The 19253-nt window shown below is 35.7% G+C and carries 17 protein-coding genes and 1 riboswitch; of the genes, 10 read left to right on the top strand and 7 right to left on the bottom strand.

From position 1 onward, the window contains the following. The first annotated feature begins 68 nt into the window (after nt 1-68). Together BM203_RS03025 and BM203_RS03020 are read left to right on the top strand one after the other, a co-directional pair. Entirely contained in the window at nt 69-797 is a 729-nt protein-coding gene (locus tag BM203_RS03025) for a gamma-glutamyl-gamma-aminobutyrate hydrolase family protein (protein ID WP_090092647.1), read from the top strand. Between the two features lie 4 nt (nt 798-801). Continuing rightward, complete coding sequence (locus BM203_RS03020) at nt 802-2196, top strand: APC family permease (protein ID WP_090092646.1); 1395 nt, start codon at nt 802-804, stop codon at nt 2194-2196. Nucleotides 2197-2361: 165 nt separating this feature from the next. Here the strand turns inward: BM203_RS03020 and BM203_RS03015 are convergent, their stop codons facing one another. The 5 genes from BM203_RS03015 to BM203_RS02995 all read right to left on the bottom strand — a co-directional run bounded on the left by BM203_RS03015 (nt 2362) and on the right by BM203_RS02995 (nt 7898). Beyond that, the gene (locus BM203_RS03015) at nt 2362-3543 is read right to left on the bottom strand and encodes an MFS transporter (protein ID WP_090092645.1); all 1182 of its coding nucleotides are present in this window, start codon (nt 3541-3543) and stop codon (nt 2362-2364) included. Nucleotides 3544-3594: 51 nt separating this feature from the next. Further along, on the bottom strand, nt 3595-4464 hold the full coding sequence (locus tag BM203_RS03010; RefSeq protein WP_090092644.1) for an AraC family transcriptional regulator: 870 nt from the start codon (nt 4462-4464) through the stop codon (nt 3595-3597). Nucleotides 4465-4539: 75 nt separating this feature from the next. After that, nucleotides 4540-5436, bottom strand: a complete 897-nt coding sequence (locus BM203_RS03005) for an alpha/beta hydrolase (RefSeq protein ID WP_090092643.1) — start codon at nt 5434-5436, stop codon at nt 4540-4542. A gap of 111 nt (nt 5437-5547) precedes the next feature. Continuing rightward, complete coding sequence (gene dapF, locus BM203_RS03000) at nt 5548-6528, bottom strand: diaminopimelate epimerase (protein WP_090092642.1); 981 nt, start codon at nt 6526-6528, stop codon at nt 5548-5550. A 17-nt stretch (nt 6529-6545) separates the two neighbouring features. Continuing rightward, nucleotides 6546-7898, bottom strand: a complete 1353-nt coding sequence (locus BM203_RS02995) for an aspartate kinase (protein ID WP_090092641.1) — start codon at nt 7896-7898, stop codon at nt 6546-6548. Between the two features lie 168 nt (nt 7899-8066). Further along, nucleotides 8067-8244, top strand: a riboswitch (Lysine riboswitch). Nucleotides 8245-8333: 89 nt separating this feature from the next. Here BM203_RS02995 and lysA point away from each other — a divergent pair. The 7 genes from lysA to BM203_RS02960 are packed head-to-tail and all read left to right on the top strand — an operon-like array spanning nt 8334 to nt 15471. Further along, on the top strand, nt 8334-9629 hold the full coding sequence (gene lysA, locus BM203_RS02990) for a diaminopimelate decarboxylase (protein WP_090092640.1): 1296 nt from the start codon (nt 8334-8336) through the stop codon (nt 9627-9629). An 18-nt stretch (nt 9630-9647) separates the two neighbouring features. After that, entirely contained in the window at nt 9648-10358 is a 711-nt protein-coding gene (dapD, locus tag BM203_RS02985; protein WP_090092639.1) for a 2,3,4,5-tetrahydropyridine-2,6-dicarboxylate N-acetyltransferase, read from the top strand. A 4-nt stretch (nt 10359-10362) separates the two neighbouring features. After that, nucleotides 10363-11502 carry an N-acetyldiaminopimelate deacetylase gene (locus tag BM203_RS02980; protein WP_090092637.1) on the top strand — a complete coding sequence of 380 codons (1140 nt, stop codon included), beginning with the start codon at nt 10363-10365 and terminating at the stop codon, nt 11500-11502. Nucleotides 11503-11524: 22 nt separating this feature from the next. Then, nucleotides 11525-12436, top strand: coding sequence for a 4-hydroxy-tetrahydrodipicolinate synthase (dapA, locus tag BM203_RS02975; RefSeq protein WP_090092635.1), 912 nt, complete (start codon nt 11525-11527; stop codon nt 12434-12436). A 10-nt stretch (nt 12437-12446) separates the two neighbouring features. Beyond that, a complete protein-coding gene (dapB, locus tag BM203_RS02970) occupies nt 12447-13208 on the top strand; it encodes a 4-hydroxy-tetrahydrodipicolinate reductase (RefSeq protein WP_090092634.1) in 762 nt (253 codons plus the stop codon). Nucleotides 13209-13223: 15 nt separating this feature from the next. Next, complete coding sequence (locus BM203_RS02965) at nt 13224-14405, top strand: aminotransferase class I/II-fold pyridoxal phosphate-dependent enzyme (RefSeq protein ID WP_090092632.1); 1182 nt, start codon at nt 13224-13226, stop codon at nt 14403-14405. A 1-nt stretch (nt 14406) separates the two neighbouring features. Next, on the top strand, nt 14407-15471 hold the full coding sequence (locus BM203_RS02960) for an aspartate-semialdehyde dehydrogenase (RefSeq protein ID WP_090092631.1): 1065 nt from the start codon (nt 14407-14409) through the stop codon (nt 15469-15471). A gap of 51 nt (nt 15472-15522) precedes the next feature. Here BM203_RS02960 and BM203_RS08570 read toward each other — a convergent pair whose 3' ends face one another. Continuing rightward, nucleotides 15523-16521, bottom strand: a complete 999-nt coding sequence (locus tag BM203_RS08570) for a CAP domain-containing protein (RefSeq protein WP_228150087.1) — start codon at nt 16519-16521, stop codon at nt 15523-15525. Between the two features lie 256 nt (nt 16522-16777). Next, on the bottom strand, nt 16778-17770 hold the full coding sequence (locus BM203_RS02950) for a GMP reductase (RefSeq protein WP_090092630.1): 993 nt from the start codon (nt 17768-17770) through the stop codon (nt 16778-16780). A 191-nt stretch (nt 17771-17961) separates the two neighbouring features. On the opposite strand from BM203_RS02950, the gene BM203_RS02945 reads away from it, so the two are divergent. Next, nucleotides 17962-19251 (top strand): adenylosuccinate synthase, encoded by a 1290-nt coding sequence (locus BM203_RS02945; protein WP_090092628.1) that lies wholly within the window; start codon nt 17962-17964, stop codon nt 19249-19251. The last annotated feature ends 2 nt before the right edge of the window (nt 19252-19253 follow it).

Raw genomic sequence — 19253 nt, 5'->3', positions numbered from 1 at the left:
AAACGGATTACTATTATAATGTTATTAGTAAGAAGATGAATTGTGTAGCAAAAGAAGTGAGATAAAAAATGAAAAAACCAATTATAGGAATTTCCGGTTCAATCATAATTGATTCTGGTGGAATGTTTCCTGGCTATCGGCGCAGTTATGTTAATGATGATTATATTGATTCAGTAGTGCAAAATGGTGGTGTGCCTTTTATTATTCCATATTCGGCTGATGAGGAAGTAATTAAAGCACAAATGGAACATGTTCAAGGTTTAATCTTGTCTGGTGGGCACGATGTTGATCCGCATTTATACGGTGAAGAGTTATTGCCACAAATTGGCGAAATTTGGCCAATGCGTGATCATTTTGACATGTTATTATTGAAAATAGCAGAAAAAATGGGTAAACCAATTCTTGGCATTTGTCGTGGGGCACAAATTATTAATGTTGCCCACGGTGGTAGTCTTTATCAGGATATTACATATCGTTCAGAAAAAACTTTTAAGCATGAACAAGGGCATACGCCAGATTTACCAACGCATCGGGTAAAAGTTGAAGCAGCTAGTTTATTGGCACAGACTTTAGGTGAGACAGACTTTTTAACTAATTCTTTTCACCATCAATTAATTAAAACAGTTGCTCCTGATTTAAAAGCAGTTGCAAAAACGGATGATGGTGTAGTTGAAGGATTAGAAAATCAAACTGGTAATCTTTTAGCAGTACAGTGGCATCCAGAAATGTTACATCGCAATCAACATGTTAAGTTTATGAATAATTTATTTAAATTTGTAATTGAGAAGGCTAGGTGATTGGATGCAAGGAAATAAAACTGTAAATGATAAATTAGGCTTTTGGTCGATTGTTTTTTTAGCAATTAATTCAATTATTGGTTCAGGTATCTTTTTAACGCCAGGCAGTGTGGTTAAACAAGCAGGTAGTAAGGCATTACTTGTTTATTTGATTGCGGCAACTTTTGCGGCCATTTTAGCTATTTCATTTTCGGCAGCGGCTAAGTATGTGACCAAATCAGGGGCATCATATGCCTATGCTAAAGCAGCATTTGGGGATAATATTGGCTTTTATGTTGGTATTTTACGTTATTTTTCGGCTAGTGTTGCTTGGGGCGTAATGGCAGTAGGGGTAATTAAATCAGCTATTTCTATTTTTGGTGGTAATCCAGATAATATTAGTGCAGTGACCCTTGGCTTTGTAATTTTGATGGTAGCAATTACGGTCATTAATATATTCGGGCAAAAATTTGTTAAATTTGTAATGAATCTTGCTACAGCTGGAAAGTTAGCTGCTTTAGTTTTGATTATCGTTGCAGGTGTGACACTCTTGATCACAAGTGGTGCATCCCATAATTTAGCAGAAGTTGATCAAATTACACAAAATGGTCAAAAAATTGTCCCAACATTAACAACCACTAGTTTTGTAATGGCAATTGTATCTGCTTTTTATGCTTTTACCGGGTTTGAATCAGTTGCTTCAGGTTCAGACGATATGCAAGCACCCGAAAAAAATCTACCGCGGGCGATTCCCTTGGCAATTTTTGTGATTGCAGCAATTTACATTGGCGTTGTAGCGGTGGCGATGGTACTGAATCCGCGAGCACTGATGACGACTAATCAGGTAGTTGCAATTAGTGCAATCTTTAATAATGAAATTTTACGAGATGTAATTTTAGTAGGTGCCTTAATTTCAATGTTGGGTATTAATGTTGCATCTAGTTTCAATGCGCCCCGCATTTTAGAGGCCATGGCCCGTGAACATCAATTACCAATCTCGTTGACTAAAAGAACGCAAAATAATTTTCCAATTAGAACATTTTTCATTTCTGCAGCTTTAGCTCTTTTAGTACCGTTAGCTTTTCAATATAATATGGGCAACTTAATTACCTTGAGCGCCATGGTACGTTTTCTGGGTTTTATCATTGTTCCATTGGCCGTTATTTGTTTTTATTATGGTAAAAATAAAGAGGCAATTTTACCTGCTGCTAAAAATTTTTTAACCGACATTATTGTGCCTGTTTTATCAATTGTCTTAGTTATCTTTTTATTGATTAATTATAATTGGCAAGCACAGTTTGGTATTATTGCAAATGGAAAAGTTATCGGGATTAATTGGTACGCAATCTTGATGATGATTTTTGGTTTTGTTATTTTACCATTATTTATGTTCTGGTTTTCCAGAAAAGAACGGCGGTAACAGTAATTTATAGATAAATATTATGTAATTAAATAATCTTATCTTTAATTACAATATACCCCCTTTGAGAGTAGCAGCTCAAAGGGGGTATTTATTGTAGACTCATAAAATATATTTTAGAAAGTAATTAATTGTTTTATTAGTTAAACTGTTAGTACCTAATAACTAATGTTTATTTTTAGTTTGTAGATAATGAACGCCACTATAACAAAATAAGATTGTCATACCTAAACTAGCAATTGTTATATCGGCACGTGCAGATCCATTACCTAAAGTATTACCTAGCCAATTAATAATTGTTGGTGAAACAGCACAACCTATATTAACTAAAATTAAAGTAATCGTTGTTGCAAAATTAATTGAATTTTTGGGGGCAACATTACCTAGCCAGTTGAAGATATAGGGAACCGATAGACCAAATCCGGTACCTAAGACAATAGCAGCAAATATTAACATTAGAAGATTTGCTGAAAAAGCAATTGCTAATAAGCCAACAACTTGTAAAAATAAACCAATTGGTAAAATCAAATCTTGCAATTTCTTTTTTAAATAGCCATAAGCTAACCCGACCGGAATGCCGATAAGAGTTATCATTGAAGAAACAAAAGCAACTTGACTAACATCAGCTATTTTTTGACTAATTGCTAATTGTGGTAATTTAAAAGTCATTGGCATGAAGAAGATGTACATAAAAAACATTAGTAAAGCAATTTTTATTACCTGAATATTTAATCTATTATCATTTTTAGTCATCTGATTTTGTGATGCAGCTATCTGATTTTGCTCACGAGGCAGTGTCACTATCCAACTGAATAAAACTAAAATTGGTAATGCAGCTAAATAAATTAAAAATGTAGTGTGCCAACCCAGTCCAGCTAAACATCCTACACAGAATGAAAAAAGTGCCGCACCAATGCTTCCCATTGAATTTTGAAATCCTAGCATGGTTGATAATTCATTACCCTGATAAAATTTTGCTAATAGGCTAACCGCTAATGAATTAAATAAACCAATGCCTAAACCTAATAAGAAACGGGAAATTAGAATCATGTAATAATTTGTAGAGTATATAGGATAAGTACCTGCTAATAAAATAATTAATAATCCAGATATAATTGTCGGTTTACTGCCAACTAGTCTTATTAAAAATGGGCTTAGCATTAAGCCGATAACAATTCCAATATTAGGAATAGTACTTAAGGTTTCGACGCCAGCTCGAGAAATAGTGGGAAAGGACGAATACATTAAAGGCAATACTGGTGAAATTTGGGGAGCAATCATTAATAATAATGAAATTGATAATAGGGCAATCTTGAATAATCCAGATTGAGGCTTTGCTTTTTTCATATAATTCCTCTTTTCTAAAATAGATACACTGTTATTTTAATTTTTAGTAACTTAAATATGGCGTTGAGTAACTTTTTTTATTTGCATACTTGTTTTTCCATAATTAGCAACTAGTGCCCGATTCATTGAGCGGACACCGCTAAAACCAGTATTGCTTGCAATAGTAGTTAATGTATGTGAACTATTACAAAGCTCATGATAAGCTTTTTGTGCTCGATATTTTTTAAGATATTTTCCTAAAGTAATCCCCATATTTTGCCTAAAAATTTTTTGTAGATATTGGCGTGCTAAATGACAATTATTTGCAATGTCTTGTAGTGAAATTTGTTCTTGATAATGAGTTTGAATAAAATCTAATGCATTACGTAAATGACCAGTAATAATTAAGTTATCAGATAGACGACTGTTATTATCTCGCGGCTCTAGGAAATATTTGAGTAAAATTTCGAGAACTTGGTAGCTCAGGATAGTTAGTTCTAAATTTTTAAATGTGTCACTATTATTTAAACTGATGGTTGTCATTTGACTAAGCAGAGTTTGTAGGTGGTAATACTGGCTTAGCTGATTAAATGCTAACTCTGATACATTTTTTAAAACAATCAGATAATGATTTATTTCGGGAAACATACTCGAAACTAGTGAATAAGGGAAAAGTATCGTTAACATCAAATCTGTTTGTTTATTGTTAATGTTTTGTATACTATGAACGATTTGTGTATTAATAACTAGAATCTCACCTGGGTGTGTTTGGTAATCTAGACCTTCAATTATGAAATGATCAATTTTACCTCTCATGGTAAAGCTTAGTTCAATGCTTTGATGCCAATGAGGTGGAACTTCAGTTTTTCCTGGCTTTTGATGCACTTTAATATAAATTGGTAATTTATCTAGTTGGACTAATTCGTGTATATCAGTGTTCATATTTTCTACCTTTATAAAAAATGATTAAACACTTAGCTCCTATGTCAACCATTATTTCGTTAGCTTGCTCATGCATTAATTTATGTATTTTCGGAAAAAGTTTAATTCGTCTAAATTGCATTGTCTGGCTAAATCATCTTTTTGATTAATGTGAAATACATGTCCACGCAGATGGTTAGTATCACCATAGAAATGCATTTCATGAAAAATATTTTTAGCAGATAGATACCCAGAAAGTGTAAAGGCACTATTTCGTAAAAAATCGCCATTACTAGTCATTAAAAAAATTGGTGGTAACGCTTGAGTTAAGTAGCGTTCTACGTTCAATTGATCATGCTTAGTTAAACGAATTTCTGGACGAAAGTAAGCTTCTGGGGCACCAACTATTAAGTTAGTTTCTGTTAAAAAGTACAGACCACAATTTAGTGCGGCTGCTTTAATGGTTAGATTGGGTAAAGTATAGCCAAAATATTTACGATACTCATTATTAGTATAAATTGCTAAAATCTGTTCTGCCATCTGTCCGCCAGCACTGTCGCCGACAATGAAGACATTATTAAGATCAAACTGGTAGTTGTTGGCATTGGTACTGTCTGCTATCCAATGAAAAACTAAATTTAGATCATCAAGTTCACCAGGATAGACTACATCGGGCGCTAAACGATAATTGGCGTTGACTACAGCAAAGCCCGCTTTAGCTAAAGCAAGACAGTAGAATTGATATGTTTCTTTTGTACCATAAACCCAGCCGCCACCATGGATATTAACAATTACAGGCAATTTTTGGTCGGTTCTTTTTTTGGGTAGATAAACATCAAGCGACTGAAATTGCGGTACGACCCCGTAGGATAGATTGTCAAAGCGCTCAACTTCAGGAATTTGTGTTGGTAATCCTGCATCGCGTTTATCATCTCCTTGTTTAAATTCAGTACGCATTTTATTAACTAATTTTTGATAGTCTGGTTCAGTCATTTTTTACTCCTTTATGAAATCGCTTTATTTAATTTTAATCCATTGCAAGCAAAAAAAAAGTGCATAAAGGCACTTTAAAATGGCAAATAGTAATAAATTTAATCAAGAAAATCAAGAATGTTTAGTAATAAATTCTTGATACGCCTGATTTTCAACTGTCGATTTAACTTTAAATTTAGTAAAATCAATTACATTTTGATGCAGTTCATTTTCAGCAACTTCGATGTAGTGAGTAAAAGTGGCATTACCAATTAGTTCAATCCAATAATGGTTATTATCCTGATGAACAATAGTTTGTACAAAGCCTCCGGGATTAGTGACAGTAATTAGGTTATTAAACAGGGAGTTTTGGGGATAAGTTAGGGCATAAACTAGACTAGCTGCCGACATGCCAGTTCCGCAGGCATTGGTAAAACCAACGCCACGTTCAAAGGTGCGGACAAAAAGGCGTTGAGGATTAATAATTTGGGCAAAACTAACATTAATGCCATCAGGGAAATAAGAATTAGGTCGATTAAGCTGGGTTCCCAATTGTTTTAATAAATCTGTTTGCATCAGATCGGCTGATACTATGCTAATAAGATGAGGATTAGGAACAGCAACTGCCGTAAATTTCAAGTTAGCAGCAAATTCGGGAACAGGTTGATTAATTAGCTCTTTTTTGCCTAAATTGCTGAAGGGTAAGTCTTGCTGCTGAAAACTAACTGGACTAATTTCCACACTAACTGCTTTGACGTGTGGTGCCCAATCTGGCTGACAACTAACTCTTAAATTGGCTTGGTCAGTTTCGACGATTAAATTTTTCTGCTGATATTTTTCTGCTAAATAGCGCCCGACTGTTCGTAGTCCATTGCCACACATTGAGGCAATAGAACCGTCAGCGTTAATTACCTGCATTTTGCCACAAGCACTGGGTTGAGAAGATGGGCTCACGACTAAAAGACCATCAGCCCCATTTAAAAGATTGTGCGAATTAGTTAATTGCTTTGTTAAATTGACTAGTTCCAGTTGGGTAAAAGTTTGATTAAGTTGTGTTTGATCAAGTAAAAAAAAGCTATTTTGTGAACCATGAACCTTTAATAGTTGTACCATTTTTACTCCTCCGGAAATTAATTGAAAAATTGTTGATAAATTTGTTTAACGGCTATCGGGGCATCAGCTTTTTTAGTGCCTAACATGATTGATATACGCGAAGCACCTTGATTAATCATATGGATTGCAACCTTCTTTTTGGCTAATGGTGCAGTAATGCTTCTCATGGCGCCAATTTTATTTCGCATTCCTTCTCCCACTACCATAATGATGGCATAATCATCAATCCATTCAAGATAGTCAGGTTTTAGAACTTTTTGGATTTCATCACACATATTTTGCTGAATTGCTACTGTAAATTGCCGTTTATCAAAAATAACCGTTAAATCATCAATTCCAGAAGGCATATGCTCGTATGAAATTTTAAACTTGTAAAATATTTGGAGTAATTTAAGCGTAAAACCCAATTCTTTATTCAATAAATATTTATGTAAGTATAAAGCGGCAAAATGATTAGAACTAGCTACGCCTGTAACTATATTTTGTGCTAGGAAATTTTTTGCGGGTACAATTTTAGTCCCAGGTAAGTCGGGATAATTAGTATTTTTAACATTAATTGGTATTTGACCTTGAATGGCTGGTATAAGAGCTTCATCATGAAAGACAGAAAATCCAGCATAGGATAATTCTCTTAATTCGCGATAAGTCATAACTTTAATAGCGCAAGGATTATTAACAATATGGGGGTCAGCTGCATAGATTGCATTAACATCAGTAAAATTCTCGTATAAATCGGCTTGTACTCCACGCGCCCAAATCGCTCCAGTAATGTCTGAACCACCACGAGAAAAAGTGGCAATATCCCCTTTTTTTGTAATACCATAAAAGCCTGGAAAAATTAATAATTGATTAGTGTGATGCCATTTATATAAATTGTGATAGGTCTGAGGTAAGATTTGAGCATCATTGGCACTATCAGTAACCATGAATTTAATATTTTGAGGATCTAAAAAGCGAGCTGGTAGTTTTTCTTGTTGCAAAATTAAGGCTAATAACTCAGCACTTAATTTTTCTCCTTGAGCTTTAAAAGCAGCAATTAGAAAATCAGAATTACGATAATTATTTTTTGGTAAATCAAATAGTTGCTGTTTTAGCGGTTGTAGTAAGGCAGGTGTTATTTTAAAATAAGCTGCTATTTCTTGGTATCTTGCCCAAATTTCTTTAACTACAGGCTGATAATTTTTTTGGGTTAAATATTGTTTAGCATATTTTATTAATAAATCTGTTACTTTAAAATCATCAGCAAATCTTTTACCAGGAGCAGAGGTAATAATAATTTTACGTGCAGGATCGGCCTTGATAATATTAATAACTTTTTGAAATTGTGTTCCATTAGCTAGCGAACTACCACCAAATTTAACGACTTTCATTCCTAATCCCTTTCTTAAATTAAATTAATTTTAGTTTTATTAGTTTTGCATTTTAACATTCTAATTTAAATATGCAACTATGACTTAGTTAATTGCTAATTATATTTTTAAATATTAAATCTTGCTGAAATGTATTGACATTAATATTAATTAATAATAATATTTTTAATAAATCGAAGAGGTTGCAACTAACATGAGTAACTAGCCGAGTTTCTGCATAAACAATGAAACTAGTAAAAGGGAAAGTTGCCGAAGCATTAATTATTGCAGTGATTAATTAGCTGGGACGTAATTTAATAGATTACGGACTGTCGCAAATGTAAGTTTGCGGAGCGCTATCGGCCAAAATTGAATCCAATTATAATTTCAATCTGAGGACTCTTTTGTGTACTGTGCGCACAAAAGAGTCCTTTTTACATAGAGAGGATTTTACGCATGAATAATTATTACCAAACCAATAACCAAGGACATTTAATAATTGGTGGGGTTGATGCTTTAGAGCTAGCTAAAAATTATGGTACGCCATTAGTAGTCTATGATGTTGCCCAAATTCGGCAACAATTTCAAGCATTTCAGCAAGCTTTTACCAACCTAAAAGTAAATTCCGTAATAAGTTATGCTAGTAAAGCTTTCTCTGCCATCGCTATGTATCAACTGATTAATCAGTTAAAAGGACATATTGATGTGGTTTCTGGGGGGGAATTGTATACCGCGCTTAAAGCAAATTTTCCGACAGATAGAATCAGCTTTCATGGCAATAATAAAACTAAAGAAGAATTAGCATTGGCTGTTGAAAATCAAGTTGGTGTAATTATTCTTGATAATTTTCATGAAATTGAACTACTTGAGCAGATTCTGAATAATACGTCTAAGCGTGTGTCAGTTATGCTTAGGGTAACGCCCGGTATTACAGCTCATACTCATCAATATGTACAGACAGGTCAAGAAGATAGCAAATTTGGGTTTGATATTTCTTCGGGTCAAGCTGAACAAGCATTGCTTAAAGTACAAGCTAATAAGCAATTGAAATTAATTGGTATTCATGCTCACATTGGTTCACAAATTTTAGCGGTAGGCGGTTTTAAATTAGAAGTAAAAAAGCTCATGCATTTAATACATGAGTGGGCCCAAAAATATGCTTATCAACCACAAATTTTAAATTTAGGTGGCGGCTTTGGTATCCGTTACACCGCGCAAGATCAAGTTTTAGCACCGGACATCTTTATTAAAGAAATTGTCCAGACAATGCGTGCTTATGCGCAAAAATATCACTTGGAACTGCCTGAAATTTGGATTGAACCGGGACGCTCAATTGTAGGCCAAGCAGGCTACAGCTTATATACGATTGGCTCAAGTAAAACAGTTCCTGGCCTTATGCCGTATATAACGGTAGATGGTGGTATGGGTGATAATATCAGACCGGCGCTTTATCAAGCTGAGTATGAGACAGTACTAGCGCGCTGTCCACAAGCTGAACCCAAGCAGGTAGTACACCTAGCTGGTCGCTATTGTGAATCTGGTGATATTTTGATTAAGCAAGCTTCCTTGCCACAAGTTAAAGCAGGTGATGTAGTGGCAGTCTTAGCTACTGGTGCTTATGGCTATAGTATGGCATCTAATTATAATCGTGTACCGCGTCCAGCAGTGGTTTTTGCAGAAGCTGGACATGCTCAAGAAGTAATTAGGCGGGAGACTTATGCTGATTTAGTTAGTCATGATTGTTTTTATTAGGTAAAAGGAGATTTTAGTATGGAGAATATGTCAGCAAGCGAAATAATTGATTTTATTGCTCAAGCACCTAAGCAAACTGCAGTTAAAATTTATCTTAAAGGTGAACTAGATAAATTGACCTGGCCTGATAAAGTAAAAACTTTTATTGAAGGTCATATGGGAGTTGTTTTTGGCGATTGGCAAGAAATTGCTCCTTTTTTAAGAGATAATGCTGATTTGATTACTGATTATCAAGTAGAAAATGCCAGTCGTAATTCCGCTATTCCACTATTAGATTTAAAAAATATCTCTGCTCGAATTGAGCCTGGAGCTTTAATAAGAGAGCAAGTAAGTATTGGTGATAATGCAGTGATTATGATGGGCGCGGTAATTAATATTGGAGCGCAAGTGGGTTCTGGAACCATGATTGATATGAATGCTGTTTTAGGTGGCCGCGCAATTGTGGGAGCAAATAGTCACATTGGGGCTGGAGCAGTCCTAGCTGGTGTTATAGAACCAGCATCTGCCCAACCAGTTAGAGTGGGAAATGGCGTGTTAGTTGGAGCTAATGCGGTTGTTTTAGAGGGGGTTAAAATTGGCGATAATGCAGTAATTGCAGCCGGAGCTGTGGTAACTAAGGACGTACCAAAAAATGCAGTCGTTGCGGGCGTTCCTGCAAAAATAATTAAACAAAAAACACAAAAAACTACTGCTAAAACAAAGATTGAAGCAGATTTAAGAAGGTTGTGATTTTATGCTATCAGTAAATGAACTAAATGAGATAAGACGTAACTTACATCAAATTCCTGAAGTGGCTCTACAGGAATTTAAAACGCAAGCATATTTAGTTAAGATAATCAGCCGCTTTAACCAGCAATATTTACAAATTAAAACTTGTCCAGCAATGCCCACAGCATTATTAGTCCATGTTCAAGGCAGCAATCCTAAAAAAACAATTGGTTATCGGGCCGATATTGATGCTTTACCGATTCAAGAAAAAACAGCCCTGCCCTTTTCTTCACAAAATCCGGGTCAGATGCATGCATGTGGCCATGACATACATATGACGGTAGCTTTAGGAATTTTAAGTTATTATAGCGAGCACCAACCTCAAGATAATTTATTATTCTTTTTTCAACCAGCAGAAGAGAGTAAAAATGGCGGTAAACTTGCTTATGAACAAGGAATTTTTACTGGTCAATGGCGCCCAGATGAATTTTTTGCCTTGCATGTTACTCCGGATTTATCGGTGGGCACAATTGGCTGTTGTTTAGGAACTTTATTTGCTGGGGCAGCTGAGGTAAATATTGATCTTTATGGTCAAGATGGGCATGCGGCCTATCCCCAAAGGGGTAATGATATGGTTGTTGCAGCAGCTGCTATGATTGGGCAAATTCAGACGATTGTTTCACGTAGCATTGACCCAATTGAAGGTGGCGTAATTACTATTGGTAAGCTACGAGCGGGGAAAATTAGGAATGCAATCGCTGGTCATGCTAGATTAGAAGGAACTATTCGCGGTTTAACTCAAACAATGATTGAGCAAATTGAACAACGATTACAAGATGTTACACAAGGAATTGCGCAAAGCTTTGGGGCAAAAGTAGAAATTGAATTTAATCAAGGTGGTTATTGGCCGGTAGAAAATAATTCAGAAATTACGACTGAATTTATTGATTATCTGAAAAAAAACCCCGAAGTGAACTATCAAGCAACTCCACCAGCAATGACGGGAGAAGATTTTGGCTATTTATTAGCCAAAATTCCCGGAACTATGTTTTGGTTGGGAGTAGAAGATACTTCACAGCTGCATTCAGCAACATTTTCCCCCCAAGAAAAAGCAATTATGACTGGAGTTAAAACAATGATAGGTTTTTTACAGAAGCATATGTAAGTAATTAAAAGGAGCACTTGCAATGATAGATTTGACACACGCAGATATTTTAACAGCACTAATTACGCCGTTTGATAAGCAGGGAAAGATTGATTATCCAGGTTTAGAAGAGTTAGCGGAGCATTTAATTGAAACGGGTACTAAAGGTTTTGTAATTGGAGGCACAACTGGCGAAGCAGCAACAATGACACATGATGAAAAAGTTGAACTGTATACTCGTTTTGCCCAGATAATTAATAAGCGGGTACCACTGATTGCAGGCACTGGCAGTAATGATACCGCTCAAACAATCCAATTTACGCAAGAGGTGGCGCAGATACCTGGAATTGATGCTGCCCTAGTAGTTGCTCCTTATTATAACAAGCCTAATCAGCGGGGAATTAAAGCTCATTTTGAAGCTATTACAAGTCAAGTTAAGTTGCCAGTATTAATTTATAACATTCCGAGTCGAACGGGAATAAAGATTGCTAAAGAAACTTTGGTAGATTTAGCGCGTAATTCACAAATTATTGGCGTTAAACAATGCACTAATTTAGAAGACTTAGAATACATAGTTGAGCATACTGATGATGACTTTTTAGTTTATACAGGAGAAGACTTACAGGCTTTAGCGGCTAAAGTTTTGGGTGCACAAGGTGTGATTTCAGTAGCTTCACATATTTATGGTAAAGCGATGCGTCAAATGTATGACAATTTAGCGCAAGGTAATTTAGCAGAGGCGGGTAAATTACAACGACAGTTAATGCCTAAAATGCAAGCCTTATTTATGTATCCTTCGCCAGCCCCAGTTAAAGCCGTTTTAACTGCGCAAGGACTAGCAGCCGGTGGGTGTCGGCTACCAATAGTTGAATTAAATAATGAAGAAAAGCAGCAACTAGCCTTAGGCTTGGGCTTGAATAAAACTGCCTTGTTACATCCACTGGCAAGTATTTAGGAGAAGATTAATGAAGAAAATTATAGTAGCTGGTGCTACCGGATCAATGGGGCAGCAAGTAGTGAAATTGATTGAAAATCAGTCGGACTGTGAATTGGTAGCTGTTTTAGCGCCCAATATGGCAAGTAACTCAAATTTTAAGCAGGTGGTTAAATGTTATAAAAGTTTAAGGGATATTAATAACCTGACAGCCGATATTTGGATAGACTTTACGACCCCAGCGGCAGTCTTTGAAAATACTAAATTTGCGATTGAGCATCAGATATGTCCACTGATTGGTACTAGTGGCTTGACGACAGAGCAGATTACACAATTGCAAAAAAAGGCGCAGGAACAAAAAATTGGTGGTCTGATTGCGCCTAACTTTGGCTTATCTGCTGTATTGTTAATGAAATTTGCCCAAGAAGCTGCTCGTTATTTTCCCGATGCAGAAGTGATAGAAATGCATCATGCTGATAAATTAGATGCACCCTCGGCAACGGCAATTGCTACAGCGCGTTTGATTGCTGCTAACCAAGAGCAAGCAATTGACCAAAATAGTAGCAATGAGTCAAGGGCAAGAGGGGAAAATTATGCTGGGATTCCGGTACATTCAGTTCGCCTGCCAGGCTATGTTGCGCATGAACAAGTATTATTTGGTGGATTAGGCGAAGCCCTTACGCTTAGACAAGATTCTTTTGACCGGTCTTCTTTTATGTCAGGGGTGAAGCTAGCTTTGGAACATATTATGGAATTACCAGAATTAGTGGTTGGTTTAGAAAAAATATTATAAATAGAAGGAGAAAAAATGCCTCAATTAGCTGCTGATTTAGCTGAAATTATTAATACGCCGCTTGAAAAAATTCCCCCGTCGGGTATTCGCGCATTTGCCCAAAAGATTAATGATATTCCTGATTTAATTAAGTTAACTTTAGGTGAACCAGATTTAGATACACCTGAACATGTTAAACAAGCGGCAATTAAAAGTATTATTACTAACGATTCCCATTATTCAGCGCAAAAAGGTACATTAGAGTTGCGGCAAGCGATTAGTAATTACCTAAAGCGCAAACAGAACTTAATTTATGATTGTAATAGTGAAATTATTGTCACTGTTGGTGCTACCGAAGCAATAGCAGCTAGTATGCTATCTTTATTTCAACCAGGAGATGAAATTATTGTTCCTACGCCATCATATGCACTATATTTTCCCTTAATTAAATATACTAAGGCTCATTTAATACCGATTAATACAGCGACTAGTGATTTTGTTTTAACTCCTAGTCTTTTAGAACAGACTTTACAACAATATCCACAGGCTAAAGCGATTTTATTGAATTACCCAACTAATCCAACTGGAAGGACATATTCAAAGGAACAATTAAAAGGCTTAGCAAAAATCATTGCCCGTTACCATCTTTATGTGATTGCTGATGAAATTTATAGTGAACTGACTTATGGTTTTCAACATGTTTCTATCGCTCGCTATTTGCCTGAACGTACTTTAATAATTAATGGTCTGTCTAAATCACATGCAATGACTGGCTATCGGATTGGTTATCTAGCAGGGCCTAAAAAAATAATTAATTTAGTTGCTAAAATGCATGCCTTTATGGTAACTGCACCGTCTAATCCAGCCCAAGCAGCAGCAACTGAAGCCTTAGAACATGGCGATCAGGATCCGGTAATAGCAAGAGAAATTTATCGCCACAGGCGTGACTACGTGCGATCAAGTCTTAATAAAATGGGCTTAAAAACGGTAGCTAATGAAGGTACGTTTTATGTTTTTGTGAAAATTCCTGAGCGGTATGGCAAAGATGATTTAAGATTTGCCTTGGACTTAGCTGATCAAGCTAAAGTTGGTGGTACTCCTGGTAGTGCTTTTGGCATTGGAGGTCAAGGGTACATTCGCTTTTCTTATGCAGCTAGTGAGACTGAGTTACAACTTGCAATGTTACGTATCCAAAAGTTTTTAGTTAAGGAGAATTAGAATGAAAGAGTATGTGATGGCAATTCTGGGGGCTACTGGTGCCGTTGGCCAGCGTTTGGTCAAGGAATTAGCCCAAGCAAATATCCCAATTAAACAGGTTAAGTTACTTGCTTCGAAAAGGTCAGTTGGTAAAAAGTTAAAATTTAAGAACCAAGAAATAGAAGTGGAGCAGGCGCAACCAGATTCTTTTACTGGCGTTGACATAGTTTTATCATCGGCTGGTGGAGCAATTTCGAAAAAATTATTACCCGAAGCAGTCAAACGGGGAGCAGTTTGTGTAGATAATACTAGTGCTTTTCGGATGGCAGAAAACGTCCCGTTAGTAATTCCTGGTGTCAATGACCAGCAATTAGCCCAGCATCAAGGAATTATTGCCAATCCTAACTGCTCTACTATTCAAATGGTTGCTGCATTATATCCGCTTTATAGACGTTGGGGTATCAAGCAGATTGTAGTTTCAACCTATCAAGCAGTATCAGGAGCAGGTAAAAAAGCTTGGGATGAAATGCTGGGGCAGGCCCAAGCTAGGCTAGACAACCAGCAGGTGGCAGCTGCTATTTTACCTACTCCAGCAGCTAAGGAGCACTATCCGTTAGCTTTTAATCTTTTGCCCCAAATCGACATTTTTGAAGCTGATGGCTATACTCATGAAGAATGGAAAATGATTCATGAAACTAAAAAAATTTTGTTTAATGACCAAGATTCGAATCAAATTAAAGTAACGGCTACTTGTGTTCGAGTTCCAGTAGAAATTGGTCATGGTGAGGCGGTTTATTTTATACTGCAAGATAAACAGGTGACGGTTAAGGAAATCCAAGCTGAAATTCAAAAAACAGCCGGGCTAATTTTACAGGATGATTTTAAAAAACAACTTTATCCGCAACCATTGCAGATTGCAGGTAAGCGGGAAACCTTCGTTGGTCGTATTCGAGCAGATCAGGAAAACTTGGGTGCTTTTCATATGTGGGTCGTAGCCGACAATTTATTAAGAGGAGCTGCGACTAATACAGTTGAAATCGCGGAATGTTTAGTACGCAAAAATTTAGTAAGAGTCCCTAATATTTAGCTAAAAATGGTATTAAAAAAGCATTCATTTTTAAAATGAATGCTTTTTTAATTACTTATGTAGCCATTCAGTGATTAATTTTTTATACTCACTAACTTTTAAAGAACTTGCGGTTCCGGTATCTGCAGCATTAAAAACATCGACATATCCCTTACTGTTTGGAATCATATGCGCCATGCCCATGATACAATGATTCTTGTTCACTAAGTTTAAATAATGCCCTGACTCTTTATAACCATTAGCGCCATAAACGGCATATCCATATTTATTGTTCTTCCAATTAGGAGAAAACTCGTAAGGTGCTAAGCTTGGTGTTTTAGTGACATTTGCTTTCCAATTAGCTTGTTCACTTAGCCATTTTTTGACGGGATCAGTTCCACTAGCTAAGTTTTCTAAATTATTCGTATATTCATAATATTGTGGTTCAGTTAAGGTGCCATGCTTTTGATAATCTGCATCAATCATTGAAAGTGCGGTTAAAATGGGCGAAATTCTTAATTGTTTTTCTTTAAGTTGAGCACGTACTTTATTAACATTGCTCAAATTTTTAAGGGTAGCCTGAATGTTACTAATGCTGGTAGCATCTTTTGCGCTATTCAAGTCAACGTAAGTTTTAAACCAAACAGGAGCTGATTTATTACCTAATTTACCAGTTCTGAGCAGAGTAGCAGCTGTTTTAGCAGCTGCTTTTTGGGCGGCAGTCAGTGAATTATTAGTAGAAAGAAAGTCCATAAAGGTAGCAGCATTGTTATTTTGCTTTGGCTTTTTATTAGGTGTTTTATTTTTCTTTGACTTAGAAGATGCACCTTTATTCGATTGCTTATTAGTTTTTGAATCGGCAAAATATTTACTATATGAAGGTTTTAGTATATCGAATATCTTCTTAATTTGATCATCAGTTATATATTTATTTTCTTTTTTGGTTACATTTGCCTTAACGTCACTTTTGGTAGCTGCAGTTACTTTTGGGGTAAAGCCAACTAATCCAATTGTTAATAAAAAAATAAAATTAACAGCTAAAAATTCTAAAGCTTTTTTTGTAGTTTTCATATCTGTCAAATCTTTCTATACTTAAACTTGTTGTATATTTTAGCAAATGCATTTAATGAAAACAATAACATATATAAGTATAATTTTGGCAGGGTGGTTTTATTGCTACGTTGTTATTTATAGATTTTAATTAAAAACTGCAAAAAAAAATCTCAGTACTGACTACCTAACAATACTGAGATAAATATTATTTTAACGGAATTTTTTTAATATTACCACATTAAAATAAAAGTTTATCAAAAAAATATTTTGAGAGTTATTTATCGCCATTTAAAATTGTATTTTTTACAATAACGTAATCGACTAATCTAATGGAATTAAGATTGTTGCCACCTGCATAAGAAATCGCGGACTGTAAATCTTCTTGCATTTCCTTCAAGGTATTAGTAATTGATCCGCGAAACGGAACTAGCATTTGCTTACCTTCAACGTTACGATAAGCGCCCTTTTGAACTTCAGAAGCTGATCCCCAATATTGTTTGTATGTTTTACCATTAATTTTAATAACATTGCCCGGTGATTCTTCATGACCAGCAAGCATTGAACCAATCATGACCATTGTTGCGCCAAAGCGGATTGATTTGGCAATATCACCATTATAACGAATACCGCCATCAGCAATGATCGGCTTGCTGGCAACTTTACTACACATTCTAAGCGCTGCTAGTTGCCAACCGCCAGTTCCAAACCCAGTCTTTAATTTGGTGATGCAGGCTCGACCAGGTCCAACGCCAACTTTGGTGGCATCAGCACCAGCATTTTCTAGTTCACGTACAGCTTCAGGCGTGGCAATATTACCAGCAGTCAAAAAGGTATCTGGTAATTTGGCTTTAATGTACTTAATCATTTCAATTACAAAATTAGAATGTCCATGTGCGACATCGATAGTAATGTATTCAGGGATAATATCTTTTTCAGCTAATTGATCAATAAAAGAATATTCTTCTTTTTTGATACCCACGGAAATAGATGCAAATAAGCCCATGTGATGCATCATTTCAATAAAGCTAAGCCGCTTTTCTGGTTGAAAGCGATGCATTACATAATAGTAGTTATTTTTAGCGAGCCAGATTGCCAAATCTTCATTAATCACACTTTCCATATTTGCTGGAACCACTGGTATTTTAAATGTTCGGTTTCCAAATTTAATACTAGTATCAGCATCGTGGCGACTTTTGATGATTCCTTTATTTGGTACTAACTGAATATCATCATAATCAAAGGCTTCCATGCTAAAATAATTACTCATAAAAAATATACTCCTAAATAAATATCTGTTAACCAAAGCAACTATAATAAATTTATTTAATTTTGTCAATTAAAAATCGAACCATTTATAACAAATAATCTATAATAATTCGTATTTCTATTTGACTATCATAAAGTAAATTGCTAAACTATTCATGTTATATTGGTATATTTTTGTATGAGGTGGATAAAATGACAGCAATTGCAGTAGTTGGTAGTCAATGGGGCGATGAAGGAAAAGGGAAAATTACGGATTTTCTAAGTAAAGAAGCTTCATATGCAGTTCGTTCCAATGGTGGCAATAATGCAGGACATACAATCGAAATTAATGATAAGTCTTTTAAAATGCGTTTACTCCCGTCCGGAATTTTTGCAGCAGCTAAAGGAGCCATTATTGGTAATGGGGTAGTTATTAATCCAGAAGTTTTATTAGCAGAATTAGAAAATTTAACTGAAAATGGCATTGATACTGGTAAACTGCGAATTTCTAACCGTGCACATGTCATTATGCCCTATCATATTAAGCAAGATGAATACCAAGAAGAATCAAAAGGTGACAATAAAATTGGTACAACTAAAAATGGAATTGGTCCAGCCTATATGGATAAGGCTTCTAGAATTGGAATTCGCGTCTGTGATTTACTTGAAAAAGATACTTTTGCCACAAAATTAAGTGCTAATTTAAAGGAAAAGAATGCCTTATTTACTCAAATTTATCACAAGCCAGAACTTAACTTTGATGATATTTTTGCTACTTATTATGAATATGGACAAAAAATTAAAAAATATGTAACTGACACCTCAGTTTTAGTCAATCAAGCACTTGATCAAAATGAAAAAGTCCTTTTTGAAGGAGCACAAGGAATTATGCTTGATCTTGATGAAGGGACCTATCCTTTTGTAACATCTTCAAATACAATTTCAGGTGGTTTAACTAGTGGCATTGGTGTTGGTGCTAATCGTTTAGATACCGTAATTGGTGTATGTAAGGCTTACACTACAAGAGTCGGAGCCGGTCCATTTCCTACCGAATTATTTGATCAGACTGGTGATCGTATTCGCGAAACGGCGCATGAATATGGTACAGTTACTGGTCGACCACGCCGTATTGGCTGGTTTGATGCAGTTGCCTTGCGTCATGCAAAGCGAGTTGCGGGCATTAATGCCTTAAGTTTGAACTTATTAGATATTTTTAGTGGCTTTGATAAAGTTAAGATTGCTATTGCATATGAATTGGACGGCAAGCAAATTGACTATTATCCAGCAAGCTTAAAAGAACTGGCGCGCTGCAAGCCAGTTTATGAAGAGCTACCAGCATGGCAAGAAGATATTACCAACGTCAAAACTTGGCAAGATTTGCCAGAAAATGCCCAAAAATTTTTGCAACGGATAACAGAAGTGGTGGGGGTTCCTTTAGTAACAGTCTCGGTCGGACCAGAGCGGGAACAAACTATTGTTTTACAAAATCCTTGGGAAAAATAAAT

Origin of the sequence: Lactobacillus bombicola (assembly GCF_900112665.1) — a bacterium.
Taxonomy (GTDB): domain Bacteria; phylum Bacillota; class Bacilli; order Lactobacillales; family Lactobacillaceae; genus Lactobacillus; species Lactobacillus bombicola.
The sequence above is the reverse complement of the archived record's forward strand: the minus strand, read 5'-3'. Positions and strand labels throughout refer to the sequence as shown.